This is a genomic window from Fibrella rubiginis (assembly GCF_017353185.1).
GTDB classification, from domain to species: Bacteria; Bacteroidota; Bacteroidia; order Cytophagales; family Spirosomataceae; genus Fibrella; species Fibrella rubiginis.
On the sequence record NZ_JAFMYV010000001.1, the window covers coordinates 410,688 to 436,791 of the forward strand.

The 26,104-nt window shown below is 54.7% G+C and carries 25 protein-coding genes; 6 read left to right on the forward strand and 19 right to left on the reverse strand.

The window, feature by feature from the left end; genetic code table 11:
* Nucleotides 1-3: 3 nt before the first annotated feature.
* The 3 genes from J2I47_RS01620 to J2I47_RS01630 all read left to right on the forward strand — a co-directional run bounded on the left by J2I47_RS01620 (nucleotide 4) and on the right by J2I47_RS01630 (nucleotide 3,183).
* Complete coding sequence (locus tag J2I47_RS01620; RefSeq protein ID WP_207362798.1) at nucleotides 4-2,211, forward strand: alpha-galactosidase; 2,208 nt, start codon at nucleotides 4-6, stop codon at nucleotides 2,209-2,211.
* 70 nt (nucleotides 2,212-2,281) lie between these two features.
* Nucleotides 2,282-2,629, forward strand: coding sequence for a DMT family transporter (locus tag J2I47_RS01625; RefSeq protein ID WP_207362799.1), 348 nt, complete (start codon nucleotides 2,282-2,284; stop codon nucleotides 2,627-2,629).
* An 11-nt stretch (nucleotides 2,630-2,640) separates the two neighbouring features.
* A complete protein-coding gene (locus tag J2I47_RS01630; RefSeq protein WP_207362800.1) occupies nucleotides 2,641-3,183 on the forward strand; it encodes a YfiT family bacillithiol transferase in 543 nt (180 codons plus the stop codon).
* An 89-nt stretch (nucleotides 3,184-3,272) separates the two neighbouring features.
* Here J2I47_RS01630 and J2I47_RS01635 read toward each other — a convergent pair whose 3' ends face one another.
* Nucleotides 3,273-4,226: an acetyl-CoA carboxylase carboxyltransferase subunit alpha gene (locus J2I47_RS01635; protein ID WP_207362801.1), complete on the reverse strand. Its 954-nt coding sequence runs from the start codon at nucleotides 4,224-4,226 to the stop codon at nucleotides 3,273-3,275.
* A 105-nt stretch (nucleotides 4,227-4,331) separates the two neighbouring features.
* Nucleotides 4,332-5,762 carry an MBL fold metallo-hydrolase RNA specificity domain-containing protein gene (locus J2I47_RS01640; RefSeq protein ID WP_207362802.1) on the reverse strand — a complete coding sequence of 477 codons (1,431 nt, stop codon included), beginning with the start codon at nucleotides 5,760-5,762 and terminating at the stop codon, nucleotides 4,332-4,334.
* A gap of 366 nt (nucleotides 5,763-6,128) precedes the next feature.
* On the opposite strand from J2I47_RS01640, the gene J2I47_RS01645 reads away from it, so the two are divergent.
* Complete coding sequence (locus J2I47_RS01645) at nucleotides 6,129-7,610, forward strand: D-alanyl-D-alanine carboxypeptidase/D-alanyl-D-alanine-endopeptidase (protein ID WP_310587616.1); 1,482 nt, start codon at nucleotides 6,129-6,131, stop codon at nucleotides 7,608-7,610.
* Nucleotides 7,611-7,724: 114 nt separating this feature from the next.
* Here J2I47_RS01645 and J2I47_RS01650 read toward each other — a convergent pair whose 3' ends face one another.
* From J2I47_RS01650 to J2I47_RS01690, 9 genes are all read right to left on the reverse strand, one after another.
* Nucleotides 7,725-9,158: a sensor histidine kinase gene (locus J2I47_RS01650; protein ID WP_207362804.1), complete on the reverse strand. Its 1,434-nt coding sequence runs from the start codon at nucleotides 9,156-9,158 to the stop codon at nucleotides 7,725-7,727.
* A 192-nt stretch (nucleotides 9,159-9,350) separates the two neighbouring features.
* A complete protein-coding gene (gene hslV / locus J2I47_RS01655; RefSeq protein ID WP_207362805.1) occupies nucleotides 9,351-9,890 on the reverse strand; it encodes an ATP-dependent protease subunit HslV in 540 nt (179 codons plus the stop codon).
* A 252-nt stretch (nucleotides 9,891-10,142) separates the two neighbouring features.
* Complete coding sequence (locus J2I47_RS01660) at nucleotides 10,143-11,411, reverse strand: RNA polymerase sigma factor (protein ID WP_207362806.1); 1,269 nt, start codon at nucleotides 11,409-11,411, stop codon at nucleotides 10,143-10,145.
* 79 nt (nucleotides 11,412-11,490) lie between these two features.
* Complete coding sequence (locus J2I47_RS01665) at nucleotides 11,491-11,829, reverse strand: YciI family protein (RefSeq protein WP_207362807.1); 339 nt, start codon at nucleotides 11,827-11,829, stop codon at nucleotides 11,491-11,493.
* 6 nt (nucleotides 11,830-11,835) lie between these two features.
* Nucleotides 11,836-12,282 (reverse strand): DoxX family protein, encoded by a 447-nt coding sequence (locus J2I47_RS01670; protein WP_207362808.1) that lies wholly within the window; start codon nucleotides 12,280-12,282, stop codon nucleotides 11,836-11,838.
* Between the two features lie 223 nt (nucleotides 12,283-12,505).
* On the reverse strand, nucleotides 12,506-14,314 hold the full coding sequence (locus J2I47_RS01675; protein ID WP_207362809.1) for a pyruvate dehydrogenase complex dihydrolipoamide acetyltransferase: 1,809 nt from the start codon (nucleotides 14,312-14,314) through the stop codon (nucleotides 12,506-12,508).
* Between the two features lie 166 nt (nucleotides 14,315-14,480).
* Nucleotides 14,481-15,620: a lytic transglycosylase domain-containing protein gene (locus J2I47_RS01680; protein WP_207362810.1), complete on the reverse strand. Its 1,140-nt coding sequence runs from the start codon at nucleotides 15,618-15,620 to the stop codon at nucleotides 14,481-14,483.
* 277 nt (nucleotides 15,621-15,897) lie between these two features.
* Complete coding sequence (locus J2I47_RS01685) at nucleotides 15,898-16,170, reverse strand: hypothetical protein (protein WP_207362811.1); 273 nt, start codon at nucleotides 16,168-16,170, stop codon at nucleotides 15,898-15,900.
* Between the two features lie 166 nt (nucleotides 16,171-16,336).
* Complete coding sequence (locus tag J2I47_RS01690; RefSeq protein WP_229374203.1) at nucleotides 16,337-16,972, reverse strand: DUF4126 domain-containing protein; 636 nt, start codon at nucleotides 16,970-16,972, stop codon at nucleotides 16,337-16,339.
* An 82-nt stretch (nucleotides 16,973-17,054) separates the two neighbouring features.
* Between J2I47_RS01690 and J2I47_RS01695 the strand changes: the two genes are divergently transcribed.
* Complete coding sequence (locus tag J2I47_RS01695; protein WP_207362812.1) at nucleotides 17,055-18,830, forward strand: ABC transporter ATP-binding protein; 1,776 nt, start codon at nucleotides 17,055-17,057, stop codon at nucleotides 18,828-18,830.
* Nucleotides 18,831-18,973: 143 nt separating this feature from the next.
* Nucleotides 18,974-20,146 carry an acyltransferase family protein gene (locus tag J2I47_RS01700; RefSeq protein ID WP_207362813.1) on the forward strand — a complete coding sequence of 391 codons (1,173 nt, stop codon included), beginning with the start codon at nucleotides 18,974-18,976 and terminating at the stop codon, nucleotides 20,144-20,146.
* 30 nt (nucleotides 20,147-20,176) lie between these two features.
* Here the strand turns inward: J2I47_RS01700 and J2I47_RS01705 are convergent, their stop codons facing one another.
* From J2I47_RS01705 to J2I47_RS01740, 8 genes are all read right to left on the reverse strand, one after another.
* Nucleotides 20,177-20,506 (reverse strand): hypothetical protein, encoded by a 330-nt coding sequence (locus J2I47_RS01705; RefSeq protein ID WP_207362814.1) that lies wholly within the window; start codon nucleotides 20,504-20,506, stop codon nucleotides 20,177-20,179.
* Nucleotides 20,507-20,629: 123 nt separating this feature from the next.
* Nucleotides 20,630-23,194 carry a penicillin-binding protein 1A gene (locus tag J2I47_RS01710; RefSeq protein WP_207362815.1) on the reverse strand — a complete coding sequence of 855 codons (2,565 nt, stop codon included), beginning with the start codon at nucleotides 23,192-23,194 and terminating at the stop codon, nucleotides 20,630-20,632.
* A gap of 205 nt (nucleotides 23,195-23,399) precedes the next feature.
* Nucleotides 23,400-23,912 carry a peptide-methionine (R)-S-oxide reductase MsrB gene (gene msrB, locus J2I47_RS01715; protein WP_207362816.1) on the reverse strand — a complete coding sequence of 171 codons (513 nt, stop codon included), beginning with the start codon at nucleotides 23,910-23,912 and terminating at the stop codon, nucleotides 23,400-23,402.
* A 63-nt stretch (nucleotides 23,913-23,975) separates the two neighbouring features.
* On the reverse strand, nucleotides 23,976-24,419 hold the full coding sequence (locus tag J2I47_RS01720) for a DMT family transporter (protein WP_207362817.1): 444 nt from the start codon (nucleotides 24,417-24,419) through the stop codon (nucleotides 23,976-23,978).
* Between the two features lie 117 nt (nucleotides 24,420-24,536).
* Nucleotides 24,537-25,040 carry a GNAT family N-acetyltransferase gene (locus J2I47_RS01725; protein WP_207362818.1) on the reverse strand — a complete coding sequence of 168 codons (504 nt, stop codon included), beginning with the start codon at nucleotides 25,038-25,040 and terminating at the stop codon, nucleotides 24,537-24,539.
* Nucleotides 25,037-25,369: a low molecular weight protein tyrosine phosphatase family protein gene (locus tag J2I47_RS01730; RefSeq protein WP_207362819.1), complete on the reverse strand. Its 333-nt coding sequence runs from the start codon at nucleotides 25,367-25,369 to the stop codon at nucleotides 25,037-25,039. The genes J2I47_RS01725 and J2I47_RS01730 overlap by 4 nt, the downstream gene beginning before the upstream one ends.
* Nucleotides 25,370-25,383: 14 nt before the next feature.
* Nucleotides 25,384-25,581: a hypothetical protein gene (locus J2I47_RS01735; RefSeq protein ID WP_207362820.1), complete on the reverse strand. Its 198-nt coding sequence runs from the start codon at nucleotides 25,579-25,581 to the stop codon at nucleotides 25,384-25,386.
* A gap of 4 nt (nucleotides 25,582-25,585) precedes the next feature.
* Nucleotides 25,586-26,026 carry a DUF6932 family protein gene (locus tag J2I47_RS01740; protein WP_207362821.1) on the reverse strand — a complete coding sequence of 147 codons (441 nt, stop codon included), beginning with the start codon at nucleotides 26,024-26,026 and terminating at the stop codon, nucleotides 25,586-25,588.
* Nucleotides 26,027-26,104: the final 78 nt, after the last annotated feature.

Here is a 26,104-nt window from a genome sequence, read left to right on the forward strand (position 1 = left end):
ACTATGTACCTGATCCGATCTACTTTCTACTGGCTAAGTGGCTTGCTGATCCTGCCCTCGCTGGGCATAGCGCAAACCGTATCCGAAATTCCAATTGAAACAGCCCGTACGGCAATGGTGCTACGGGTTGATGCCGATAGGCACGTAACCACTGTGCATCTGGGCAAACGGCTCACGCAGGCAGCCGACTATGCCCGGCTGCCGGGTAACCCGCGCTTGTATGAGGGTTACTCCGATCTGTACAGTTCGGCCTACACACCTGCCGGGTCGCGGAGTTTACTGGAGCCCGCCGTGCAGGCCACCCACGTCGATGGCAATCCCTCGCTCGACCTGGTGTATGTGCGGCATGAGACTAAACCTGTGCGCGATGGGGTGACGTTGACGGACGTTTATTTGAAAGATCCGCAGTATCCGTTTGAGGTGACGCTGCATTACCAGGCATACCGGAATGAAGATGTGATTGAGCAATGGTCTACCATCCGGCATACCGAAAAGAAGGCTATCCGGCTGGCGCATTTCGCGTCGGCGAACCTGTATCTGACCGCCAAAGACTATTACCTGACCCATTTTCACGGCACCCACGCCTCGGAGGTGCGGCCCGAAGAAACCAAACTGACGGCGGGGATGAAGGTGCTTGATAGTAAGCTTGGTACGCGGGCGCAATTGTTTCAGGCTCCCATGTTTATGCTGTCGATGAATCAGCCGGCACAGGAAGAAACCGGCGACGTGCTGGCCGGGACGCTGGCGTGGTCGGGCAATTTTCAGTTCGCGTTTGAGCTTGACCCGCAGCATAATCTGCGGTTGCTGGCGGGCATGAACCCGTTCGCCTCTGACTATTCGCTGGAGCCGGGAAAAGCATTTGACACCCCCGCGCTGATTTACACGTTCTCGAATCAGGGCACGGGATTAGCCAGCCGCAACCTGCAACGGTGGGCCAGAAAACACCGCATTCCGCAGGGTGAAGGCAACCGGCTCACCCTGCTTAACAATTGGGAAGCCACTTATTTTGATTTCGACGAACCCAAGCTGGTAGGTTTGTTTAAAGAAGCCAAAACCTTGGGTGTGGACCTGTTTCTGCTCGACGATGGCTGGTTTGGTAATAATCATCCCCGCAACGATGACTTTGCCGGCCTGGGCGACTGGCAGGCAAACAAGAAGAAACTACCCCACGGCATTGGCTACCTCGTGAAAGAAGCCGAAGCCGCGGGGGTGAAGTTTGGTATCTGGGTAGAGCCGGAGATGGTAAACCCCAAAAGTGATCTCTACCAGAAGCACCCCGACTGGGTGATTAAACTGCCCAACCGCCCCGACGCCGTGTTCCGTCATCAGCAGGTGTTGGACCTCTCTAACCCCGCTGTACAGAATTTCGTCTACGGCGTGGTGGACGGCCTGCTCACCGAAAATCCGACGCTTGGCTACATCAAGTGGGATTGTAACGCGGTGATTTACAATGCGTACTCGTCCGTTAACCCCGCTGATCATCTTTACGTTGACTACGTGCGGGGACTGTATTCGGTGCTGGAGAAGCTGCGGGCCAAACACCCTGCCGTGCCCATGATGTTGTGTTCGGGCGGCGGAGCGCGGGTGGATTATGGTGCGCTGAACTACTTCACTGAGTTCTGGCCGAGTGATAATACCAGCCCCACCGAGCGCATTTTCATTCAACATAATTACTCGTATTTCTTCCCTGCCATTGCCACCTGCAACCACATCACGGCCTGGGGCGATTTTCCGATGAAGTTCCGCACCGACGTGGCAATGGCGGGCAAAATGGGCTACGACATTGTCGTGAGTAAGCTCTCGCCCGCCGACCTGGCCTTTAGTCAGCAGGCTTTGAAAACATATGACCGCCTGAAACCTGTGATCTGGCAGGGAGATCAGTATCGGCTGCAATCGCCGCAAAACAATGACGTGTCGGCCATGCTGTTTGTGAGTGAAAAAGGAGACCGGGCCGTGTGGTTTTCGTACCTCGTCAGCACCCGCTACAAAGCTGGAACCGATCAGCCACCCATTCGGCTAAAGGGTCTGCAAGCCGACCGGCAGTATAAAATCAGAGAGATTAACCTGGCCGCCGGGCAAAAATCGCCCATCAATTCGTCGCTGACCTATTCGGGTGATTTTCTCATGACCGTAGGCCTCGACCCCGCCGTGAGCGGGCAGCGTACCAGCGTAGTGTTGGAAGTAGCTGAGGCGGGTTCGGCAGGTTGGTAACAGTGGCTTAACAGGCCTTATGGCTGGTGCATCTACCTTGCCGGCTAATCAACAAAACGCCTGTTGTCTTATGGCCTGGATGTATCTGCTGTTGGCGTCGGCCTGTCAGGCTGTCTGGACGTATTCGCTGAAACAAGCTGATTTTGGGGCACTGGTGCAGTTTCGATTGAGCTTGGGTGTGCTGTTGCCCATCGTTGTCAATATCGTGTCGGGGCTGGCGAACGTGTTTTTTCTGAACCTGGCGTTTAAACAAATGCCTCTTACCACCGCCTTCGGCGTATGGACTGCCGGTACGCTGGTGCTGCTAAAACTGGCCGATGTGGTATTCCTGAATGCCAGTTACACGGTCGCCGAGCTCTTCTTCGTAGCGCTGTTGGCTGTGGCAATCATCGGGCTTAAATTGGTCGCACCAAACTAAACAAACGTCCTATGCAAGCTGACGATGCCCGTCAATTTCCTATTGGCCGCTGGGCTGGACAAGCCCACTTTTCTGCCGCCGAAATCACCGACCGTATTGCGCAACTCCGTGAGCTACCCCGGCAGTATCGCAGCCTGACCGAGTCGCTGAGCGATGACGAGCTTTCGCGTGTATACCGACCCGGTAGCTGGACCATCCGGCAGTTGGTGCATCACGTAGCCGACACGCATGGGTGGCACTATTACCGGATCAAACATGCCCTTACCCTGCCCGAAACGGCCCCCGGCATCCTGAGCACCGTTAACGACTGGGCCGCCCAACCCGACGGTCATGATGCCCCCGTGGCGCCGTCGCTGGCCATCATCGACGGGCTGCACGAACGGTTGGCCTACCTGTATGAACACCTGACAGAGACCGATTTGCAAAAAGCTTATTATCACCCTTTCCGGCAAATCGACGTGAGTTTGGCGCAGGCCATTGACATGGTTGTCTGGCATGGGCAACATCACCTGGCGCATATCCGGCTGGCAATAGGGAAGGGAGGAATGGAGTAAAGGAAAAAGGAGGAAGGGTTGTTTACGCCAGTCCATTGCTTAGGCGTAAGCAACCCTTCCTCCTTTTTTCCTTTACTCCCTTCCTCCGTTTATTCCACCACAACCCCCATCGCGCAGAACTTGTCGATGCGCTGGTCAATGCGCTCTTCAGGCGATAGAGCGTTGAGTTCGGTGAGGGTGTCGAGGATTGTTCTTTTCAAGATGTTGGCCATCTCGGCGTGGTCGTAATGAGCACCGCCAACGGGTTCGTCGACGATACCGTCCACGAGTTTGAACGAGGTCATGTCGGTGGCGGTGAGCTTCATGGCTTCGGCCGCCTGCTCTTTGTAGTTCCAACTACGCCACAGGATGGTAGAGCAGTTTTCGGGCGAAATAACGGAGTACCAGGTATTTTCGAGCATCAGCACCCGATCACCGATGGCAATGCCGAGTGCCCCGCCGCTGGCCCCTTCGCCAATGACGATACAGATGACGGGCACTTTCAGCAAAAACATTTCTTTCAGGTTGCGGGCAATGGCCTCACCCTGCCCGCGCTCTTCGGCTTCAAGGCCAGGAAAGGCACCCGGCGTGTCGATGAGCGTCACGATGGGTTTGTTGAACTTCTCGGCCATTTTCATCAGGCGGAGGGCTTTTCGGTAGCCTTCGGGGTTGGGCATGCCGAAGTTGCGGTGCTGCCGCTGCTTGGTATTGCGGCCTTTCTGCTGCCCAATAATCATGATGGTCTGCCCGTCTATTTCGGCAAAACCACCTACCATGGCGGGGTCGTCGCGCACGGTGCGGTCGCCGTGAAGCTCAATGAACTGGTCGCACATCCGCTCGATATAGTCGAGCGTGTAGGGCCGGTCGGGATGGCGCGAAAGCTGCACGCGCTGCCAGCGTGTGAGGTTCCTAAACAGCTCGTGCCGCAGCCGGTCGATGCTTTTTTCCAGCGTCTCAACAGCCTCCGACACATCGACCTTATTGGTCTCGGCCAGCCGCTTCATCTCATCCAATCGACCTTCTAAATCGGCAATCGGTTTCTCAAAGTCGAGGTAGGTTCTCATAAGGGGAGTTCAATGTTTAAAGTCTAATGTCTAAAGTTGCTTCGCGTATTGCTTGATCCAAGCGCGAAGCAACTTTAGACATTAGACTTTAAACATTGAACTGATTTAAAGTTCATACGTCTGCCCTTTAGCGGGGATTTCTACGTTGGGGTAACCAGCTTCGGCGAGGGTGCCTTTGAAGGCTTCCATGCTGCTGGTTTCGCCGTGAACCAGAAACACCCGCTTCAAGGTCTCCGGCGATTGCATTTGCACAAAACCGAGCAGATCGGCGCGGTCACCGTGGCCGCTGAACACGTCAATTTTCTCAATGTTGGCCAGCACCTGTTTCTCTTCGCCTTTGATTGTCAGCGTAGGTTGACCGTTCAGCAGCCGCCAGCCCAATGTGCCCTCGGCGCAGTAGCCAATAAGCAGGATGGTGCAATACGGATTACCGATGTTGGCCGCCACGTGATACTCTACCCGGCCACCCTGTACCATGCCCGACGACGAGATAATGATACATGGTTCGTTGTAATCAGACACGGCTTTGCTGGCCTTGCTCGATTCCAGAAACTCGAAGTTTTCAAAGTCGAACAGGGTCTCGTTGGCGTCGTAGAAATCGCGGGCTTCTTTGCTCAGCTGCCGCACGTTTTTCAGGTACACTTTGGTGCTCTCGAAGGCCATTGGGCTGTCTGAGAACACTTTTATGGGCGGAAAACCCCGCTCTGAATATAGCCGGTTCAGCGTGTAGAGCAGCGATTGCGTACGCCCCACCGAAAACGACGGAATAATGAGCCGTCCCGGAATATCGACGCAGGTACGCTTGATCACGTCGGCCAGGGCGTCTTCGGGACTCACGTCGTCGTTGTGCATCCGGTTGCCGTAGGTCGATTCGCAAACCAGGTAATCCACGTGGGGTACGGTGGCGGGATCAACCAGCAGCGGGTAATTCTTCCGGCCAATATCGCCGGAAAAGCAGATGCTTTTTTTCTGGCCATTTTCGTAAACTTCCACTACGATATGGGCAGCACCCAACAGATGACCGGCGGGGAGAAACGTGACGTTGCAGGTATCGGTAAGGCGGAATTTGCGACCAAATTGAATGGCTACCACACTCTCCATGCTCTCGCGCACCTGCCGGTCCAGAAACAGGTCTTTCTGCAGTTGTACCTGCTTGTCGCGCACCTTCTTTTTTTTGCTGCCGTTGAGTTCGTTAATCTTTTTCTGATTCAGCGACGCGGCGTCTTTCAGCAGAATATCGGTGAGGGCAAAAGTAGGTTCGGTACACAGAATCTGGCCTTCGTATCCCTCCCGGTACAGGTTCGGAAGGTTGCCTGAGTGATCGATGTGAGCGTGGGTCAGCAATACCACGTTCAGGCTGGATGCTTCAAAGGGAAATAAAGCAGTTGTGGGTTGGTCAATAGGGGGGGGAGTATGTCCGTTCGATCGCTCCAGGTCGGAACCGCAGTCGATGAGAATGCGGTAATCGTCATCTAATTCCAGCAGATACATACTGCCCGTAACCTGCTGGGCGGCTCCCCAAAACGTTAATTTCATGCGTGGTGTCTACCGTCTATATATGGTCATCGCCGACACTCGTAGGGCACCCCAAAACCCCAGCGGGGCGGCGTGCCAGATCGGCGTATTCGTTCTTTTTTGGCGCAAAAAGGGCTACTGCGTAACGCAGATACGGTATGCCAAAATTCCCTTAGCTTTGCAAAGCTACGAAAAAGGCCCATACCGCCTAACCCCCACGCCGTGCCAACGCTCCCTACCATAGCCCGTTTATGCCGGGCACATCTGCTCTTGTTTTCGTTGTTAATCATATGTCATTCAGCCTGTTGTGCAGTAGAAATAGGGCCTCGTTTATTACCAGGGTCTGCCGATAGGCTAACTATAATTGATTCTACCGCGTTGCAGCGGGTGCGAGCGTGGGCCGAGGCGCTGCAGCGTGGTGCGCTGGCGCAGAACGGCATCGTTGGGCTGTCGGTTAGGCGGGCCAGTGACGGGTATTGTGTGTTCGGGCAAAACGAGCACATTAGTCTGGCTACGGCTTCTACGTTGAAATTAGTGACCACAGCTACCGCGCTGGCCACGCTGGGCAGTACCTACTCCTACACCACCACGCTGGAATACGACGGCGTTATCCGTGACAGCACCTTGCAGGGTAACCTGTATCTGCGCGGCACCGGCGACCCGTCATTGGCCAGCGGGCGGTTTGCGGGCTACCCGGCCTGGGTCACGTTTCTGAAGTCGGTGAGTAATACGGTGCGGCAGGCGGGCATTCGGCGCATCAGCGGGGCCGTTGTTGGCGACGCCAGCTTCTACGACGACATGCCCACCCCCGATACCTGGCCTTATGGTGACCTGGGCAACTATTACGGTGCGGGTCTCTTTGGGTTAAATTTTAACGAAAACCTGTACCGCGTGGCGTTTAAAACCGGTCCGGCGGTGGGAGCATCGGCTCCTATTGCCCGCCTCGACCCGGCCATGCCCTACCTCGCGCTGACCAACCACGTCGTCACCGACCAACCGACCACCGGCGACGAAGTGATGATTTACGGGGCACCGTTTCAGAACACCGTAACGCTGGAGGGTACCGTGCCCGCTAACAGCCCGGAATTCATTGTGAAAGGGTCTATGCCTGACCCTGCCTATTTCGTGGCCTACGCCTTGACCGAGCAGTTCCGGCGCGACAGCATCCGCGTGACGGGGGCACCCATGTCCTACCGCGTTGGCACCAGCCCTACGGGTGTGGTGGTGGCAGGCGTGGGCAACGACGTGCCGGGGACTATTGGCATGAACGAAGCATCAGTGGCGGGCAAGCCTCTCCGTCGCACCGAAATCACGCGTTACCTCTCGCCGCCGCTGAGCGATCTGGCCCGCGAGACTAACTTTCAGAGTATCAATCTCTACGCCGAAGCCCTGATGCGGTCGGCGGCGCAAAAACTGACTCAGAATCCCCCTGCCATACCCGCCCGGAGCTGGCCCGCTTCTATTTCGGCCATTACGGGTTTCTGGCAAAATAAAGGTGTTGACCTGTCGGGCTTTCGCCCCCGCGACGGCAGCGGCCTGTCGACGGTAGGAGCCATGACAACGGCTAACATGACGGGCATTCTGGCAGCTATGACCCGTGAAGCGGCCTACCCGGCGTTCTATGCCAGTATTCCGGTGGTGGGTCGTACGGGTACGGTGAAGAACCTGGCCAAAAATACCAAAGCAGCAGGCAACATACGGGCTAAAAGTGGTACCATCGAGGGTGTGCGGGCCTACGCAGGCTATTTCACCACCACGGATGGGAGCCTGATGTGCTTTTCGTTCATGGTCAACAAATACGCCGAGGGCAAATACGCCGCCCTGACCCCGCAAATCGAGAAATTGTTTGTGCTGCTGGTGGGGCTATAAGTGAACGAGTGAATGGTGAAAGAGCGAAAATCGCTGACTGGCTTGGCATTCCAGTGCGGCAGAAGTATACTGGCGTCAGCAACTTTCGCTCTTTCACCATTCACTCATTCACAATTAAATTTGCCTCTCTGGCAACACCACTACAAACGTGGAGCCAACGCCCTCCTGGCTGTGGGCGGTGAGATACCCCTGGTGATAAGCAACTACCCGTTTGCAAATAGCTAGTCCGATGCCGGTGCCTTCATACTGCTGCTTGGTGTGCAGCCGCTGGAAGATATTGAAGATGCGGTCAATATACTTTTCGTTGAAACCGATGCCATTATCGGTCACGAAAATCTGGTAGTACAGTTGGTCGGGCTGAAGCGTAGGGTAAGCGGCGCCTGGCACTGAATCGGCAGTGATCTGAATATGAGGTACCACGTCGGGGCGGTGGTATTTCATCGCGTTGTTGATCAGGTTGGAAAATAACTGCTCTAGTTGTGGCGGCACCATTTCCAGCGACGGCAGCGGCCCTACCTCAATCATGGCGTTGGTTTCTTTCAGCGGCAGGTCAAGCTCGGCAATAACCCGGTTTATTACGTCGCTGAGGGGTAAAAACTGGAAAGACTCCGGCTGATTTGCCAAACGCGAGAAGTTGAGCAGGTCCTGAATGAGTGTCGACATGCGCTCGGCTGCTGAAAGCATTTTCCCCAGAAACGACCGGCCGTCATTGTCAAAGACGGTGCCATACCGTTCGTTAAGCAGTGTGCCAAACGAGCTGATTTTACGGAGCGGCTCCTGCAAATCGTGGCTGGCCACAAAAGCAAACCGTTCCAACTCCTGATTCGAAATCTCCAGCTGATTAAGTTTCGTTGTCAGATCGGCTTCGTAGGTACGTAATTGTTGTTCATTTTCAGCCCGCCGCCGCAATTCTGTTGTCAGCATGTTATACAGAATAATCAGGGTGATGAAGGTAGTCAGCGCCAGAAAAAACGTGACAACCAGCCCGTTGCGATACGACCTGCTTGCCCTGGCATTGCGTTGAGCCAGCAGCACATATTCGTGCCTGATCATGACACCACTCAGCTGCCGAACATGGTCCATCCGTACTTTTCCTTCCAGCAGGTATGCGCGCCGTACGGAGTCGGTATCCTGCCTGCCAACTCGGATCTGCCGGTCGGTGGTAGCCAGCTTAGCGAGCACAAACTGCCGTAGCTGACGGCTTGCCCGCCGCTGAACCGGGTTGTCGGCAAGGAGGCTGTCCAGGCTGTTGAGGTTTGGCACTAATTGAGGCCTGGCGTTCTGATAAGGTTCCAGAAACGATGTCAGTCCTGTAGCGGCATAGCCTCGTGCGCCTGTTTCAACATCTTTCAGCAGCGATACTACGTTGCCAATGGCGTTGATAACGGTAAACGTATGATTGATTCGCTGGTTGTCCCGTTTCGACTCATCGTAGCTGTACAGCGCCATCCCGAATCCTACACTAACCAGTAACATGGCTATTGTGAAACCAACGACAATGCGTCGGCTGGTTGGTTCAGCAGGAAGTAAGTCAGCAAACAGACTCATCACGACAGGCAGACGTCATAGCCCGCAACAGAAACGCACGTCAGCAAAGGAGCAGCCGAGATACGTCAATTGCCGGAAGCACAGACAGCATAAAGGTGGACAGTAATTGTCAGGCAAAGCCCTGGCAATAAAGGTAGAACTGCCACCAGGTACCCATCCACAATATTAGGCAATGGCCCGTATGGTCCAGAATCAGCCCACTGTTTCCACAACCAGGTTGTGGTTGGTGTAGATGCAGATATCGGCGGCAATGTGCAGGCTTTCGCTTACCATTTCCTGCGCTGTCAGTTGCGGCGCGTGCTTCTTAAGCGCAATCGCTGCCGACTGCGCGTAGGTGCCCCCGGAGCCAATGGCGGCCACGTCCATGTCGGGTTCCAGTACGTCGCCGGTACCGGAGATCACGAGCAGGTCATCTTTTGAGGCCACGATCATCATGGCTTCCAGCTTGCGCAAAAAGCGGTCGGTGCGCCAGTCTTTAGCCAGTTCAATGGCGGCGCGGCGCAGGTTATTATTGTAATTGGCCAACTTTTCTTCAAACCGTTCGATGAGCGTAAACGCATCGGCGGTTGACCCGGCAAAACCGGCCAGAATCTGCCCGCCCGCCAGCCGACGAATCTTCTTAACGTTGCTCTTAGCAACGGTGTTACCCATGGTGGCCTGCCCGTCGGCCCCCAAAGAAACCTGCCCGTTGTGCCGGATGCCTACTACGGTGGTAGCGTGTACTGGTGTCATTAGTTACGACTGCTGTTTTTAAGCTGACAGTTTTGAGCCGGGCTTGGTTCCGGGGTGTGGACGTTGCGCAGTCTTTTGCCGCTCCCCTGCCCGGTATACATGGTCAGGCTAGGCTGCTACGACCAGGCATACGGTCCCAAGGCACCAACGCTCAGCGATGCAGTTCGTAGGTAAAGACGGCATCTGTAACGGCGGCCGTGCCGGGTCGGGTCGATACACAACTAAAAACGGGGTGTTCATCTATGGTCCTGTTTAGCGCAGTTCATCCAGTTTCTGCTGAATGGTCTGCCGGTCTGTCTGCGTTTTTGCCAGGGCATAGGCTCGCTGAAAACAAGCTGCCGCCTGCGCCGTATCTGTTTCGCGGTACAGTTCGCCCAGCAGCGTGAAATACAGGTGGTTACTGTCCATCCGAAGCTGTTTGGCCGCAGCCAGCGCCGCCGCCTGACCGGCCACTTTGTAGAGCGCGTAGACCCGGTTGAGTGCCGCGCTGGGTGACTTGTTGAGCAGCAAAAGCTGGTTATACAGATCCAGAATGGCGGTCCATTTTTCGGGCGTATCGTCTTTTACGCAATGCCACGAAGCAATGCGGGCCTCGAGGTGATAGGTACTCAGGTCGTTACCCTGCATGGCTCGCTCCAGATAAACAAACCCCTGCCGAATCAGCGCCCTGTCCCACAGGGCATCATTTTGCTGTTCATATAGCAGGAGCACACCCTCGAAACCGCCGTGCGGGGCACCTCCATGCGGGGCACCTCCATGCCGGGCCTCAAATCGGGAGGCATGGAAGCACATCAGGGCCAGGAGTGCGTTGGTTTTGGGACTATCTGTTTGCTCATAGTCGGTAAGCATAACGCCCAGCCGCATGGCCTCCAGACACACGTCTTTCTGCAACGAGCGATTCTGGGTACTGGAATAATAGCCCTCATTAAACAACAGGTAGATCACCCGTAGCACCGTGTCCAGTCGGCTAACCAGTTCATGATCAGTAGGTAAATTCATCGTTATACCCGCCGCCCGTAGTTTCTCTTTCGCCCGAAACAGCCGTTTGTTGATCGTTTCTCTGTTGGTCAGAAACGCCTCCGCTATTTCATCAATACCGAAACCACAGAGGATACGCAGGGCCAGCCCAATCTGGGCTTCGTCGGCAATAAGGGGTGTGCAGATAGCAAACAGCATCTGCAGTTGGCTGTCCCGGATGGTTTTGGTTGAAAAGCTCAGGTCGTCCCACTCGTCGTCCTGAGTACGTTGGGCCACAAGTTCGGGAATAACCTTGTCGTTGAGCAGTTTGCGCCGTCTGAACTGGTAGATAGCCTTTTGTTTAGCCACGGTATAGAGCCAGGCTGTGGGGTTGGCGGGCAGTCCCCGTACGCCCCAGGTTTCGGCGGCCAGCAGAAACGTTTCGCCCACGATGTCTTCGGCGAGTTCGATGTGCTGAAGGCCAAACCGTCTGCTGATAACGGCCACCAGCCGGGTAAATTCCTGCTGAAATACCTGCCTGAGCGATTCCTGCGCGTCTTCCATCCGTGTCGATTGTTGCCTGTTTTGCCTAACCCGTTATCCCTACGGGATGACGAGTTAACCTTGACTTGATCTTCACAAATTACACCAGCAGGGGCCGAACCTCAACGCTGCCCCCTGCCGCTATGGCGGGACAGCCGTGGGCCAGCGCGGTGGCTTCGTCCAGGCTGTTGGCCCTGACAAGCACAAAGCTGCCCAACCGTTCTTTTATTTCCACAAACGGGCCGTCGGTAATGAGGCCATTGGCCCGCACTACTTTGCCTTCTGTAGCCAGCCGGGTGCCCCGGCTAACCAATTTACCTTCTGCCTCTATACCGCCTACCCACGCCTGCCAGCGACTGGCGATGGCGGCAAATTCAGCGGGCGACATCTGACCCGTTTCGAAGCTGGGCTGGCGAAACAACAACATGAATTCGCTCATGGTCAATTAGATAGATTGGGGTTCTGTGGCCTGGAAAGACGCGCTGGGGGTATCGGTCGTGCTGGCTAATCTACGGTTGGCGGGCCGCAAATACCACGATATTACGGTCAGGATGGCAAAGGTGAGTGGAGCTACCCACTGAAAAAAGGCATCGCCGGACGCAATATGCGACATGACGGCCCCGGTCAGCAGGAAAAAGAAACCGGCATAGGCCCACTCCTTCACCAGGCCGTAGCCAGGTATGATAAGGACCACTGCACCGGCTAGCTTCCAGATGCCCAGCAGCCTCATTGTGTAGAGCGGGTACCCCAGGCGGATCATACCATCGACGTTAACTCTAACATGGCTAATCTGAGCAATACCGCCCGCTACCATTCCGAAAAGCAGCAGGCCGGTTACGACCCAGTAGCCAATGTGTTTGCTTTTTTTCGCTGTACGTTGATTCGTTGTCATAATCAGTCCGTGTTGGTTTCACCCTACCAATGACTGAGTCAGCCCAAATTGGACAACCTGGGTGCGATTTTTTTGCATCTGGTGAGGTCGTACAGCAACAGACAACCCCGTAACGGTGATCGTTATGCATAGCCAGCGCGCTAACAATCAGGGGCTTTGCCCGGCACAAACCTGTGCTGAGCAAAGCCCCTAAAACGTTGACGTTTATGTCTTGCACTCGCCTCTACACCAGCATTTTCATGGGGTCTTCCAGGAAGCCTTTGAACGTTTGAAGGAAGGCCGCGCCGGTGGCACCGTCTACCACGCGGTGATCGCAGGAGAGCGTCACCTTCATGATGTTGACGGGCTTGGGGATTTCGCCTTCGAAGGCCACGCTTTGTTTAATGGCCCCTACCGCCAGAATACAGGCGTCGGGTGGGTTGATGATGGCCGTAAACTGGTCGATACCGAACATGCCGAGGTTGGAAATCGAGAACGTGCTGCCTTCCCAGTCTTTGGGTTGCAGCTTCTTGTCCTTAGCCTTACCCGCCATCTCTTTCACCTCGCCCGCAATGGTCGAGAGCGTTTTGTGGTCGGCGTTGCGCACCACGGGTACCAGCAGGCCTTCATCTACGGCTACGGCCACGCCGATATTCACGTAGTTGTACTTCCTAATCTTGTCGCCCAGCCACGACGAGTTCACGTTGGGGTGCTGTTTCAGGGCCAGGGCGGCCGCTTTGATCACAAAATCGTTGAACGAAATCTTGACCGGCGACGCCGCGTTGACCTGTCCGCGCAGGGCCATCGCCTTGTCCATGGTGATTTCCATGGTGAGGTAGAAATGGGGCGCGGTAAACAGGCTTTCGCTCAGTCGACGGGCAATAGTCTTGCGCATCTGCGTGAGCGGAATGTCTTCGTAGTCGCCAGCGGCCACCGGTGTAGGTTGTACGGGCGGAATAGCCGGAGCAGGGGCGCTTTGGGCCGGTTGCGGTGCCGGAGCGGCAGGTGCTGGCGCGGCGGGTTGCGCGGGAGCAGCCGGTTTGGCCTGTGGTGCCGTTTGGGGATTGAACGATTCAACGTCGGCTTTTACGATGCGACCTTCGGGGCCGGTGCCGTGAATCTGCTTCAGGTCGATACCCTTCTGGTCGGCAATGGCCTTGGCTAGGGGTGAGGCTTTCAGGCGACCGTTGGCATCGTGACCGTTTTCAGAGGCACCCGCGTACGACAAGTCCGTGGCGGCATTGGCGGGTACGTCTGCCTGCGGATTTTGTTCGGCTGTGTCGTTACCGGAGGCAGATCCAGATTCATTAGCAGGACCCGAAGCCGGTGCTGAGGCGGGAGCCGGGGCAGAAGATGCGGCATCACCACCCCCTTTTCCGTCAAGCAGTACTTTGAAATTGGCCCCTTTTTCGCCGACTACGGCAATAACGGCATCAACGGCAACGGCTTCGCCTTCTTTCACGCCAATGTATAATAACGTGCCTTCTTCGTAGGCTTCCAGGTCCATGGTGGCTTTGTCGGTCTCGACTTCGGCCAGCACATCACCCGATTTTACGGCGTCACCTTCTTTTTTGTGCCACGCCACAATGGTGCCCTCCGTCATGGTGTCGCTCATCTTGGGCATACGGATCACGGTGGCATTGCCGGCATCGGCGGCGGGGGCGGCAGAGATCACTTCGGCGTCGCGCATACTGGTATTCACCTGCTTCGTATCGGCGGCAGCGGGCGCGGGGCTGTTGGCGGGTGGAGCGGTAGTGGGTTTTACCTCGGCGCTGCCGCCCGTGTTACCATTCAACAGTGCCTGGAAATCTTCGCCCTGCTGACCAATAACGGCAATAACCCCGTCTATGGGCACGGCCTGCCCTTTTTCAACGCCGATATAGAGCAGGGTACCTTCGTCATAGGCCTCCAGGTCCATGGTAGCTTTGTCGGTTTCGACTTCAGCCAGCACATCGCCCGACTTGACGGTATCGCCTACTTTCTTATGCCATTCAGCGATCACCCCTTCGGTCATGGTGTCGCTCATTTTGGGCATACGGATTAATTCTGCCATAATAGATTAGGATGCTTCTGTAGATCAACAACCCCCAAAATTAACGGAAAAAGGGGTCTAAGGTTTAGGGTAGTTCAAGGTTTAAAGTCTAAAGTCCAAGGTTGGCTAACGCAAGAGTACATGCGTCAGCCAACCTTGGACTTTAGACTTTAAACCTTGAACTACCCTAAACCCACTCCCAGCGATGGCGGGGGCGGCTGCCGGTGCCGGGCGTTTGCCGCAGGAACCGGGGCCGACGGAACCGCAGCACCATCAGGCCGAGCAGTTTCGGGATGGGTTGCCCTTTCTGCTCGTTGGTCAGGTCAGTAGGACGGTTGCCATCGTTAGCAGGAAGGATACTGGCATAATTGACACCGGCCAGCAGAATTTCGGCCAGGGTAGGGGCGTCCAGAAAGGAATCGCCCGTTTGGGGTCCCCAGGCCGGGTCGATATTCTCAATGTCGGCCAGTTCGGTATCGGTGCCCACCGCCACCGCCGAAGCAGGCCGTTTGCGGGTGCCAGGCAGAGGTTGCAGGTGGGCCGGCAGGGGACGGGTCAGGAACCCAAGCACCGCCGACGACAGGAGCAACCGGTACTGCTGTGGATTGGTCAGTAACTCTTTGTAAGCCAGCACCCGGTAGAGGTATTGGCTGGTTTCGCGATAGAGCTTCAGGTTAAAATAGCTGCTCTGCCGCTGTTGCAACATCCGGCTCTGTACATGACCCAGCCCGCTGTTGTAGGCTGCTGCCACCAGCGTCCAGGAACCTAACTCATGGTACAGATCGCGGAGCAGCCGACAGACGGCCACCGTGGCTTTTGGCAGTTCATAGCGCTCATCCACCTCATCATTAACGATCAGCCCCAATTCACGGGCGGTTTCGGGCATGAGCTGCCAGTAGCCCGACGCGCCCTTGGGTGATACACAATTGTTGATGAGTGCACTTTCGGCCAGGGGGATGTATCGGAAATCGGGGGGGATGTTGAACCGCCGCAGAATGGGGTCAATCACCGGAAAAAACACAGCAGCCCGTTTCCGGATAGCGTACAATTCTTCGCGCTCGGCCTGGCATTGCATCAGGTTCCGCATCCACTGCCGGGACACCGAAGCATTGTCGATGGGTACGGCTTCGCCGCAAAAATAAATGGGCACAAACCGCCGGGTAGTGTCGGCGTTGAGCAGCAGAGGGGTATTTAATTTCTGTGAAATAGCCAGCGGGCTACCAGCCTTGTGCGTGGTATCGAGTTCAAAATTGGCCTCGATGGGCGCGGCGGCACTAGCTGGTTTGGCCAGTGCAATCAGGGCAGAGAATCCGACAGATTTTATCAAGATCGAGAGGTATTTGTTGATAGACTAAGACTAGTTACGGCGCTCATAAGTAACGCCGTAGTCCAAAAATCATTATGCAAAAATACCTGATTATGTGGCGGTTGACAAATGGTTGTTCTGCGAATTATCCTACGGGATATAGTATGTAACCAAGTTTTGAGAGATTAATGAATCCACAAAAAAGCCGCCATACAGCCTGTATACAAGGTTTTCGGCGGCTTTACAGAAGCAAGAAAATAGAATTTTTTCTAGAGAGTATTTTCCCTACATAATACTATCACTTCTTAGTATCGTCTTGTGCAGTTACACCACCCTCTGAGGCTTCTTCATCGCTCATATAGGTGCGCTCACCCATGTCATCATTCGCTTCGGCAGCGTTCTCATCGTCGGGCTGAGGGGCGGTTTGGCCTGTCACCACGTTAGGGTCCAGGCGGCTTACGCGGTCATCGCTGTCGGTGGCATCTGAGCGTTCCTGGTTGCGGGCCATCGTGCCCACAACACCCTGATTCTGGTCAATGCCAGCGTCGTAGTTGTCGGGTTTGTTTTCCATACCAGACCTAACTGCGTGCCGGGTGTAAAGGTTACTGGGATTTGGGCTGGGGTGCGATGTCTCGGCCCCAACGTACCACGGACTTTAGTCCGTATGTATTCTGTTTCTTACGGACTAAAGTCCGTGGTACGTTGGGGCCGAGACATCGCACCCCAGCCCAATCCTTCTACCTCTCGTCTTCGGGCAGCGAGGGTGGGGGTGGAGCCAGTGGGGCGGGGGGCGTGAGGGGTACGTCGGCTTTGGTGAAACTCAGTCGGCGGCGACCCAGTAGGCGGAAAGCAAAAAACAGCACAATACACAGTACCGCTGCAAAGGCAACCAGCGGCAGAAAGACCATCAGCACAGACAGCCCCAGCGAGGCAGCGTTTTCGCTCGTAGCCACCACGGGGTTGGCCAGTCCGCCGGTGGTGGCGGTAGATCCTAGTCGCAACAAACTGGTGCCCGCCTGCACAATTCCTGCCGAGCCACCACCCAACATCAGGCCCATACACCAGCGCACCATGCTATCATCGACGCGTAGAAACGACGTTGACAGCAACGTGCCCGCTATTACCGAAACGGGCATGGCGATGGCGTCGAGTATATTATCGACCCAGGGAATGTAGTAGGCCACCAATTCAACCGATGTAGCAATGCTCAGGCCAATGATGGCTGTCCAGCTACCGAGCCATTCGAAACCGGGCATAGTACCAATAAGGCCAAAGTGGGTTGCCGCTGCTGCCACGAGCATGGGTACAAAAATGCGGAAACCGCAACAAGCTGCCAGGCCAACGCCCACGCAGGCACTCATGATCCATTCCATATTCAGTTCGGTAAAACTTTATAACGCCAAATAACTGTTACTCTCCCGAACAATCGCCGAAAATGGGCGAAAATCTTACCCCGTGAGCGACGAACAAAAAAGCGGCGGACCAGCTTCCGGCCAGGTCTTCGATATTGCCATTCTCAAGCGTTTGTATGACTTTGTACGGCCCTACCAGGGGCGTTTTTATGGGTTGGTGGGCGTGATTCTGCTGGGTGCCGCGCTGGCACCTATCACCCCGCTGCTTATTCGTCAAACCATTGATAATGACATTGCCGGAGCTAATTACGGCGGACTGGTCATGATGCTTTCGGTGATGGTGGGTGTACTGGTGATTCAGGCAGGGGTGCAGTTTGCCAACACCTACCTGTCGGGCTGGCTGGGGCAGCACGTGATCCGCGACGTGCGGGTGCAGCTTTACGACAAAATACTGAGCCTGCGCCTCAAATTTTTCGACAATACGCCCATCGGTCGGCTAGTGACGCGCACCATTTCCGACATTGAAACCCTGGCCGACGTATTCAGCGAAGGCATGGCAGCCATTGCGGGCGACCTGCTGCAACTGATCCTCATCATCGGCGTAATGTTCTACACCGACTGGCGGCTGGCGCTCATCAGTTTGTCGATGGTGCCGCTGATGTTGCTGAGTACGTATGTGTTCAAAGAGAAAATCAAGGCATCGTTCAACGAGGTGCGCACGGCGGTGGCCAACCTCAACGCCTTTGTGCAGGAACACATTTCGGGCATGAACATTGTCCAGATTTTCAGCAGCGAAAAAATTGAGGCCGAAAAATTCCGCGTCATCAACGACGTGCACCGCAAGGCCAACATCCGGTCGATCTGGTACTATTCTATCTACTTTCCGGTGGCCGATATCCTGGCGGCGGCGGGTACGGGGCTGGTGGTGTGGTATGGAGCACGGCAGATTCTGAACGAACAGATTTCGTTTGGCACCGTTACCGCGTTCGTGATGTTTATCAACCTCTTTTTCCGGCCCATCCGTATGCTGGCCGACCGGTTCAACACGCTGCAAATGGGCATCGTCAGCGCCGACCGGATCATCAAGCTCCTCGACAGTGACGAATACACCGTCAACAACGGCACCCACGCCCCCGCCAACCTGCGCGGCGACGTGTCGTTTCGCAACGTCTGGTTTGCCTATAACGACGAAAACTATGTGCTGAAAGACGTATCGTTTGAGGTGAAGGCGGGTGAAACGGTAGCCTTTGTGGGCGCAACGGGCGCGGGTAAGTCATCCATTATCAACCTGTTAAGCCGATTTTACGACATTAACAAAGGCACGATCCAGATTGATGGTGTGAACGTGGAAGAATATGACCTCAAATCCCTGCGCCGCCACATCGGTGTGGTCTTGCAGGACGTGTTTCTTTTTTCTGAAACCATCGAGCGCAACATCACCCTCGGCGACCCGACCATCAGCCGCGAACAGATTATCGAGGCGGCCAAGCTGGTGGGCGTTCACGAGTTTATCATGCGGTTGCCTGGCGGGTATGATTACAACGTGCAGGAACGCGGGGCTACGCTCTCGGTAGGGCAGCGGCAGTTGATTTCGTTTGTGCGGGCCATGGTGCAGAACCCCCGCATCATCGTGCTCGACGAGGCCACGTCGTCGGTCGATACCGAAACGGAAGAACTGATTCAGGAGGCCATCAGCAAACTCATGCGCGGGCGTACGGCCATCGTGATTGCCCACCGCCTGAGCACCATCCAGAAAGCCAACCAGATCATGGTTGTAGACCGGGGCGAAATCAAGGAGCAGGGCACTCACGAACAACTCCTGCAACTGGAAGGGTTCTACGCCAACCTCTACCGGATGCAGTACAAAGAGATGGCGTAGAGGTTTTTTTGACAGGATTTCAGGATTTGCAGGATGAACAGGATTTCTTTGTTCGCTGGTATGCCTGCCTCTGGATAAAAAGAAATCCTGTTCATCCTGCAAATCCTGAAATCCTGTCAAAAAAACATAAATCTCTCTCCTGAATGGGTCTTTTACGTGTACTGCTGGCGGCGGCGGTGGTTTTTGTTCATGCCGGACCCATGCGCGGGTTTCCTACCATTGGCGGTAACCTGGCCGTGCAGGCATTCTATATTATTTCAGGGTTCTACATGGCCCTGATCCTCAACGAAAAATACATTGTTTCGTCGAAAACGGGCGCAGGTCAACTACGTGCGGGACAGGTGTACCGGCTATTTCTGACCAACCGGCTGTTGCGGCTGCTGCCCATTTACTACGCTACGCTGGCCATTATTGGCGTGGTTGCGCTGGTTATGTGGCTGACGCTGGGCGATATACGTCTCGAGTTTGTGCAGGCCGTGCGCACCTATGGCGATCAACTATCAGTAGGCACGAAGGCGTTTCTGGCCACGGCCAATGCCGCCATGGTGGGGCAGGACTGGGTCAGTTTCATGACCCTCGACCCCACCACGCATGCCCTGATCTTTACCCGCGACTTTTCGACGGCACCCGTCAACCTCAACAATTTTCTCTTGGTGCATCAGGGCTGGACCATCGGGCTGGAGATCACGTTCTACCTGATGGCCCCGTTTTTGGTTCGTCGAAAAAGCTGGCTGCTGATCCTGATTGTGGTACTGGCTACGGCTCTGCGGGTATATCTGCGCCGCCATTATGGACTCACGGGCCTGGCCTGGCAGTACCGGTTTTTCCCCACCGAAATTGCGTTTTTCATGCTCGGTGCGTTGGGCTATAAAGCGTACCGGGTGTTACGCAAAAAAGTTATACCGTTGTGGGTGAGGCAGTTGTGTTTGTATGGAACACTCAGTTTCACCCTGTTTTTCGGCGGAATCTTTCAGGTGGCCAACCGGCTTGGCGTACCGCCCATTGCTATGTCTACGTTGTTTACGCTAACCATTGCAGCCTGCATACCGGTATTGTTCATCCACGGCAAAAACAACCGCCTCGACCAGCGCATCGGCGATTTGTCGTACCCGCTCTACATTGTGCATTACATCGTTTTCGAGACGTTGCGGGCCTACCAGGTGGGTGGCGAATACACCAACCTCCTCACGCTGGCTATCTCACTGGTGCTGGCACTAGGGCTAAATCATTTCGTGGGCGAGCCCGTAGAAGCGCTCCGTCGCCGCATTTATGAACGCCGGAAGGCAACGGTGGCTGTTGTGGGAAGGAATGAATAATGCATGATGCACTATTCATTCCTTTGTTCACTACTTCTCCTCATCGGTAAGCCCGGCCCCGGTTGTGCCTTCGGTCGCTATTTTCTGAGGAGTACCCACACTCGGAGCCACGGGCGGCGCACCCGCCAGGCCCATCCCACTGCCATCAATGGCGTGTGCAAGAGCATTGGCCAGGTCGTCAATGGCCGTTTCTTCGCCTGCTTTTGGCTTTTCAATACCCGACGGATTTACTTCGGCGGGCTGGTCGTTGGTAAGGCCGTCGTCCGTTTGATCAATCACCTGCTCATCGGCTTCGGGGTCTGTTTCCATGCCCGTGGGTACATCTTTCAATTCGCTGGGGTCATCTGCGTAGGTTTCCATAGGGTAGAGAAATAAGTTTAACGTTTAAAGTCTAACGTTTAAAGTTCGTTTTTGCTCATGGTAAAGAACAGCGGCAACGAACATTAAACATTGGACCTTTAACGTTAAACCTCCTTTCTTACCCTATGGCCTCTGCCTGCCGGTGGTATCGGTTGGTTCGGGAATGGCTACCGGTGGGGGTACGTTGAGCGAATCGGTTCCGCCGCTGCCGCCATCAGTACTGGTTGAATCCGATTCGATGCTTTCATCACCATAGCCATCATCTTCGTAGACACAGTCATCATACTGTTTCTGAATGTCGACGGTGGCTTTGGGGAACGGCCCCTGCAGATCGCGGAATTTGGGGTCGGCATACACTTTTTCCAGGAAACCACCTACCAGGGGCAGCGCCGTCTTGGCGCCTTCGCCCATGTCTGTAGACCGGAAGTGAATGCTGCGGTCGTCGCCACCTACCCAGGCACCCACTACCAATTTGTCGGAAACGCCCACAAACCAGCCGTCGGAGTTGTTGGATGTGGTGCCGGTTTTGCCACCCATCTGGTGGTTGTGCTTGAAGAGATCAAACGACCACAGGTTTTGCGACGTGCCGCCGCGCTCCTGCAAGCCACCCTGCAACATATAGAGCATCAGATAAGCCGATTCGGGCCGGATCGCGGGCCGGCGTTCGGGTTTGAACGACTCAATTTCTTTGCCATCCCGATCTTCAATGCGCTGAATCAGCATTGGTTTGGTGTACTGCCCTTCATTGACAAATGAACAATAGGCTGATACCAACTCATATAACGACACGTCTGACGAGCCTAGCCCGATAGACGGTACGGCCTCCAGTTTGCTGTTAATGCCCAGTTTATGCGCGTATTCGGCCACGCGCTCCGGGCCAACCATATCGGTAAGCTGGGCCGTGATGGAGTTGACCGACCGGGCCAATGCCCGGCGCAGGGTCATGTTGGAATAGGTAAAGCCGCCGCCTGAATTTTTAGGCTCCCAGACCTTGTCTTCGCCGTTTTCGCGATATGGTTTGCGGAACGGCTTGTCGCGGATCCGGTCGCAGGGGGTCATATTGAAGGCCGTGTCGTCGATAGCTGTGGCATAGACAAACGGCTTGAATGTAGACCCCGGCTGGCGGCGACCCTGCTTCACGTGGTCATATTTGAAGTAGTCGTAGTCGAGGCCACCCACCCACGCCCGGATGAAGCCCGTGTGGGGATCCATGGCCACCATGCCCGCCTGCAAAAAGCGTTTGTAGTAGGCAATGGAATCATAGGGGGTCATGCTGGTCTTGCGGGCGTTTTCCTTGCCATTCCAGTCGAAGACTTTCATGGGCTGCTTTTTGACCTTCATGTAATAATCGACCGAATCGGGGTAGATCTGGAATCGTTTTACCAGGCTCTTGTACCGTTCCGTACGCCGGGCAACCGAGTCAATAAAGCCGGGGAGTTCGTTGCCGTCTTCGTCGGTCCAGGGGTTGCGGCCTTTCCAATGGCTGTCGAAGGTTTTCTGCAGGCGTTTCATCTTCTCGGCGGTCGCTTCTTCCGCATATTGCTGCATTCGCGAGTCGATGGTCGTGTGAATCTTAAGCCCGTCGGTATACAGGTTATAGCCGTTTTTATTGCCCCATTCGGTCACGAAATCAACCACGGCATTTTTGAGGTAACTGGCCGGACCCGCATACGGATTTTCGGGTGTGTAGTCGGTCTTGAGGGGAAGATCGCTGATCGAGTCGGCCTGCGTTTTGGTAAGGTACTTGTATTTGGCCATCTGCTGAATCACCGTATTGCGCCTTTTGAGCGAATTCTGGGGGTTTTTCAGCGGGTTATAGTACGTCGTGGCTTTTTGTAGTCCCACCAGCACGGCCCCTTCCTGCACGTTCAGGCTGTCGGGGGCTTTGTCGAAAAACGTACGGGCGGCAGTCTTCAGCCCAAACGAGTTCGACCCAAAATCGACGGTGTTGAAGTAGTAGGTAAGGATTTCTTCTTTGGTGAAATTCCGTTCCAGCGTGATAGCCATCAGCCACTCCTTCGACTTGTAGATCACCTTGCGTATGCCAGGAATACGATTCAAAAAACCGTCGTTGGTGCGGCGGCGGGTTTTGAACAGGTTTTTGGCCAGCTGCTGCGTGATGGTGGAGCCCCCGCCGTCGCGCCCCAGGCTAAAAGCCGCCCGGCCAATGGCGCGCGGGTCGATGCCGCCGTGGTCATAAAAGCGGGCATCTTCGGTGGCGATCAACGCCTGAATTAAGTGCTTCGGAATGTTTTCGTACTTGATCGGCGTACGGTTTTCGGCATAAAAACGGGCAATCATCTTACCGTCCAGCGAATAAATCTCCGATGCCTGATTCAGCTTAGGGTTACGCAGGTCTTCTACGCTGGGCAGCGCGCCGGTGAGGTAGAGAAAGTTGGTTTGCAGCACAAACACATAGCCGATCAGAAACAGCAGGAAAAGCAGGCTGTATTTGGCCAGACCTCGCAGAAACGGATAATACCAGCTTTCAGGGTCAATATATTGGTGCACAAAGGTTCGGAACTGTTCGCGGCGAGCCATCAGGCCATCTTTCCACGAACTCACGCGTTCTTCGCCAATTATGCGCGAAACGCCCGCGCCCAGTTGCGCACGTCGGTGCCGGGCACGCTGCCGAAACGAGTTAACACCCCGCTGCACAGCCCGTAGCCGCTCTCTATGGATACTCATATGTACGTTTTGGTAGTCTGTACCTGCTATGGCAGGTGGTCAGCAAAGATAACGTAAAGTCGGCCCAAACTGATAAAAAAGCCCCCCCGCAGCTTGCGGGGGGGCTTTTTAGCGTTCAATGTTTAACGTTTAACGTCTAAAGTTGGCTGACGCAAGCGTATTCTTGCATCAGCCAACTTTAGACGTTAAACGTTAAACATTGAACTCATTTTTTCGCAAACGTCATCGCTACGCCATTCATGCAGTAGCGAAGACCGGTGGGTTTGGGACCGTCATTGAAGACATGGCCGAGGTGGCCGTTGCAGACCGAGCAAACCACTTCGTCGCGTTCCATGCCATAGCTATTGTCTTTAGCCACTTTCACGGCGTTTTTACTGATCGGCTCATAAAAGCTCGGCCAGCCCGTGCCCGATTCAAATTTGGTTTTGTACGAAAACAGGGGGTTGTGGCAACCGGCGCAATAGAAGGTACCGTCTTCGTGTACGTTCAGTAGCGGACTAGTGCCGGCGCGTTCGGTACCGTGCTTACGTAATACCTCATACTGATCAGGTGTGAGTTGCTTTTTCCATTCGGCGTCGGTTTTGGTGACTGTCTTACCGCCGGGCGGGGTTTGCCCCTGGCTATAAAGGGCGGCAGATTCTTTGGCCGACGTGTTTGTCTGACAGGCAATAGTAGCCAAAATGGCAATAGCTAACGTACTGTTAATAAGGTAGTTCATGTGAGTTTGGCGGTGATTAAGCCCGTGCTGTACCGCTACCTAATAAACGTAAAATTGAGACAATCAGTTTTTTACTACCAGCCAAACACCCGCCAGAATAAGGCCGATACCCAGCAGTCGCCAGCCGTTGGCGGGGTGTTGAACAAAGCCTAGCAGACCGTAATGGTCCAGCACCACGGCGGCAATCAACTGCCCCGCTACGCTCAGGCTAACCAGGTTGGCCGTACCGATGCGCGGCACCGACAGAATGACGGTGGTCACGTAAACTGCCCCGATTACGCCCCCCGTGTATTTCCACCAGGGCAATGACCGAAGTGTACTGGTTGGTGGCAGACCACCACGCATACCCAGGTGCAGAATAATCAGGGTAACAAAGCCCGTACCAAATGAAATCAGCGCGGCCAGCACCGGATTATTCAGTCCTAGCCGCAGGTTCGAGTTGACCCCCGCCTGAATAGAGATGGCAACGCCGGTGAGGAAAGCGAGAAGCAGGAAGAGTGGGTACATGATGCTGATTTACGATGTACGATTTACGAATTATGATTGGTTGCTGACGCGAGTGGCTGACGCCGGGGTATTCTCGCGAAAGCAACCAATCGTAATTCGTAAATCGTACATCGTAAATCATCGTTCCCTCTCCCACCACCGCGTGTGCTCATCCTGTGCAAAGGGATGGAAGCCGTTGTTGAGGAGTACGGCCTGTGAGGCGGTGTTGGTGACGGCTGTCTCGGCGGTGACGCGCCGCACGCCGGATTGTTTGAGTGCCCAGGCCACCAGCCCACCCACGAGTTCGGTCATGTAGCCACGCCGCTGAAAAGCAGGGTAGGTGCCGTAGCCGATCTCGACGGTCTGCTCCTCGTCGGGTGCCCCTTTGAATTTAGCGTCGGCTACGAATTGGTTCAGCGTCCGGTCGCGGGCAATCCAGATGGTGTCGTAGAGGGGTTGGCGGTTGGGGTTTTGGAGAAAGGGAATAGTAAAATGTTTCAGGATGCTCAATAACGGTTCGACCACTTCGCGGTGACCGGGCAACGCGCCAAACTCATCTTCCAGTGCCGTGCCCCCGGCCAGGTGCAGGCGCAGTTGGTCCAGTGTTAAGGGTCTGATTGATAGTCTGTTCGTGTCAATCATGGTTCACTGAGATAAGTCGTTACGCGGCTAATGAGTATATCCACCAATTCTTCATCCATGCAGGCATAGTTGTCGGCGACAAGCAGGTTGACCAGCGGTTTGTTGGCTACTAGATCGGAGTAGCGTCGTTGAATCCAATCGCGGTGTTTTATCTCCATCACAAAAACAACGTCGGCCCAGCCAAGTAACCCTGGTGTCAACTTAGTCCGTGCTCCTGCCTCAGTACCTGCCGACCGCACAGCGTAATGGGGTTCATGAGCAAAAACGTGTTCGGCGGTCAGGCTACGCTTCCGGTTTCGGCTACAAACAAAGAGGAGTTTAGTGGGCAATGGAGAGAAGAGTATTAGGCAAATACAGCTGCATTTGTTGCCTTATTAGTCAGTTGTTTCAATTCAGCTACTAGTCGGTCACGCATGCGAATTGATTCATTGGCACTACCTGTAGCTCCCATCTTTTCCAGCGCAACTATTGACTCACTGAATTTGCGGATGAGCCGAATCGTGGTCACAATGGCTACCTCCTGCTGATCATCAATTTCCATAACTTTAGTCAGTTAGTACGATGTATCCCTTCGCTTTTTTTGCTCGGTTCATACCAAATACCCAGTCCCATTTCAGTATTTCAAACTTGGTAATGGCTACCGACAACTCATCTTCTTTTGTACTTGAACTTGCCCAAAAAACGTCAAGGCCATCAAACTGATTCCGCAATCCGTCTAGAAGGCTAAACTGTGAATTTAGAAAATTGACTTCGGTGAAAATAACAATATCAATGTCTTTCGGCTTCTCTTTGGTGCTGATAAAGCTACCATCAAGCCAGAAGGCATGAACAGGAATTGACTGCTGAACCAGTCGGCTTACTAATACTTTAAACTGATCCCATAAACGTTGTCGATGACTATTCGTGACAAATAGCTGTTCAACGGTTTCTTGCCGGTTAGGTAATAAACCAGATGGTTGCAACCAACCGTTTTCATCAAAATGCATAGGTAGCTTGGATCGCATTAGCCTGTCTGTAGCAAACCTACACAGTTTGATTATCCTGCCCAACTGAAAATTGCAAAA

Bases quoted from the DNA above. Each gene is read 5' to 3' on its own strand.
- msrB (WP_207362816.1), bottom strand. From the start codon at position 23,912: ATGAACTACCTTATTAACAGTACGTTAGCTATTGCCATTTTGGCTACT.
- J2I47_RS01660 (WP_207362806.1), bottom strand. From the start codon at position 11,411: ATGGAAGACGCGCAGGAATCGCTCAGGCAGGTATTTCAGCAGGAATTT.
- J2I47_RS01620 (WP_207362798.1), top strand. From the start codon at position 4: ATGTACCTGATCCGATCTACTTTCTACTGGCTAAGTGGCTTGCTGATC.
- J2I47_RS01650 (WP_207362804.1), bottom strand. From the start codon at position 9,158: ATGAGTCTGTTTGCTGACTTACTTCCTGCTGAACCAACCAGCCGACGC.
- J2I47_RS01625 (WP_207362799.1), top strand. From the start codon at position 2,282: ATGGCCTGGATGTATCTGCTGTTGGCGTCGGCCTGTCAGGCTGTCTGG.
- J2I47_RS01665 (WP_207362807.1), bottom strand. From the start codon at position 11,829: ATGAGCGAATTCATGTTGTTGTTTCGCCAGCCCAGCTTCGAAACGGGT.
- J2I47_RS01670 (WP_207362808.1), bottom strand. From the start codon at position 12,282: ATGACAACGAATCAACGTACAGCGAAAAAAAGCAAACACATTGGCTAC.
- J2I47_RS01710 (WP_207362815.1), bottom strand. From the start codon at position 23,194: ATGAGTATCCATAGAGAGCGGCTACGGGCTGTGCAGCGGGGTGTTAAC.
- J2I47_RS01630 (WP_207362800.1), top strand. From the start codon at position 2,641: ATGCAAGCTGACGATGCCCGTCAATTTCCTATTGGCCGCTGGGCTGGA.
- J2I47_RS01690 (WP_229374203.1), bottom strand. From the start codon at position 16,972: ATGGAATGGATCATGAGTGCCTGCGTGGGCGTTGGCCTGGCAGCTTGT.
- J2I47_RS01740 (WP_207362821.1), bottom strand. From the start codon at position 26,026: ATGCATTTTGATGAAAACGGTTGGTTGCAACCATCTGGTTTATTACCT.
- J2I47_RS01735 (WP_207362820.1), bottom strand. From the start codon at position 25,581: ATGGAAATTGATGATCAGCAGGAGGTAGCCATTGTGACCACGATTCGG.
- J2I47_RS01725 (WP_207362818.1), bottom strand. From the start codon at position 25,040: ATGATTGACACGAACAGACTATCAATCAGACCCTTAACACTGGACCAA.
- hslV (WP_207362805.1), bottom strand. From the start codon at position 9,890: ATGACACCAGTACACGCTACCACCGTAGTAGGCATCCGGCACAACGGG.
- J2I47_RS01635 (WP_207362801.1), bottom strand. From the start codon at position 4,226: ATGAGAACCTACCTCGACTTTGAGAAACCGATTGCCGATTTAGAAGGT.
- J2I47_RS01675 (WP_207362809.1), bottom strand. From the start codon at position 14,314: ATGGCAGAATTAATCCGTATGCCCAAAATGAGCGACACCATGACCGAA.
- J2I47_RS01705 (WP_207362814.1), bottom strand. From the start codon at position 20,506: ATGGAAACCTACGCAGATGACCCCAGCGAATTGAAAGATGTACCCACG.
- J2I47_RS01640 (WP_207362802.1), bottom strand. From the start codon at position 5,762: ATGAAATTAACGTTTTGGGGAGCCGCCCAGCAGGTTACGGGCAGTATG.
- J2I47_RS01685 (WP_207362811.1), bottom strand. From the start codon at position 16,170: ATGGAAAACAAACCCGACAACTACGACGCTGGCATTGACCAGAATCAG.
- J2I47_RS01720 (WP_207362817.1), bottom strand. From the start codon at position 24,419: ATGTACCCACTCTTCCTGCTTCTCGCTTTCCTCACCGGCGTTGCCATC.
- J2I47_RS01700 (WP_207362813.1), top strand. From the start codon at position 18,974: ATGGGTCTTTTACGTGTACTGCTGGCGGCGGCGGTGGTTTTTGTTCAT.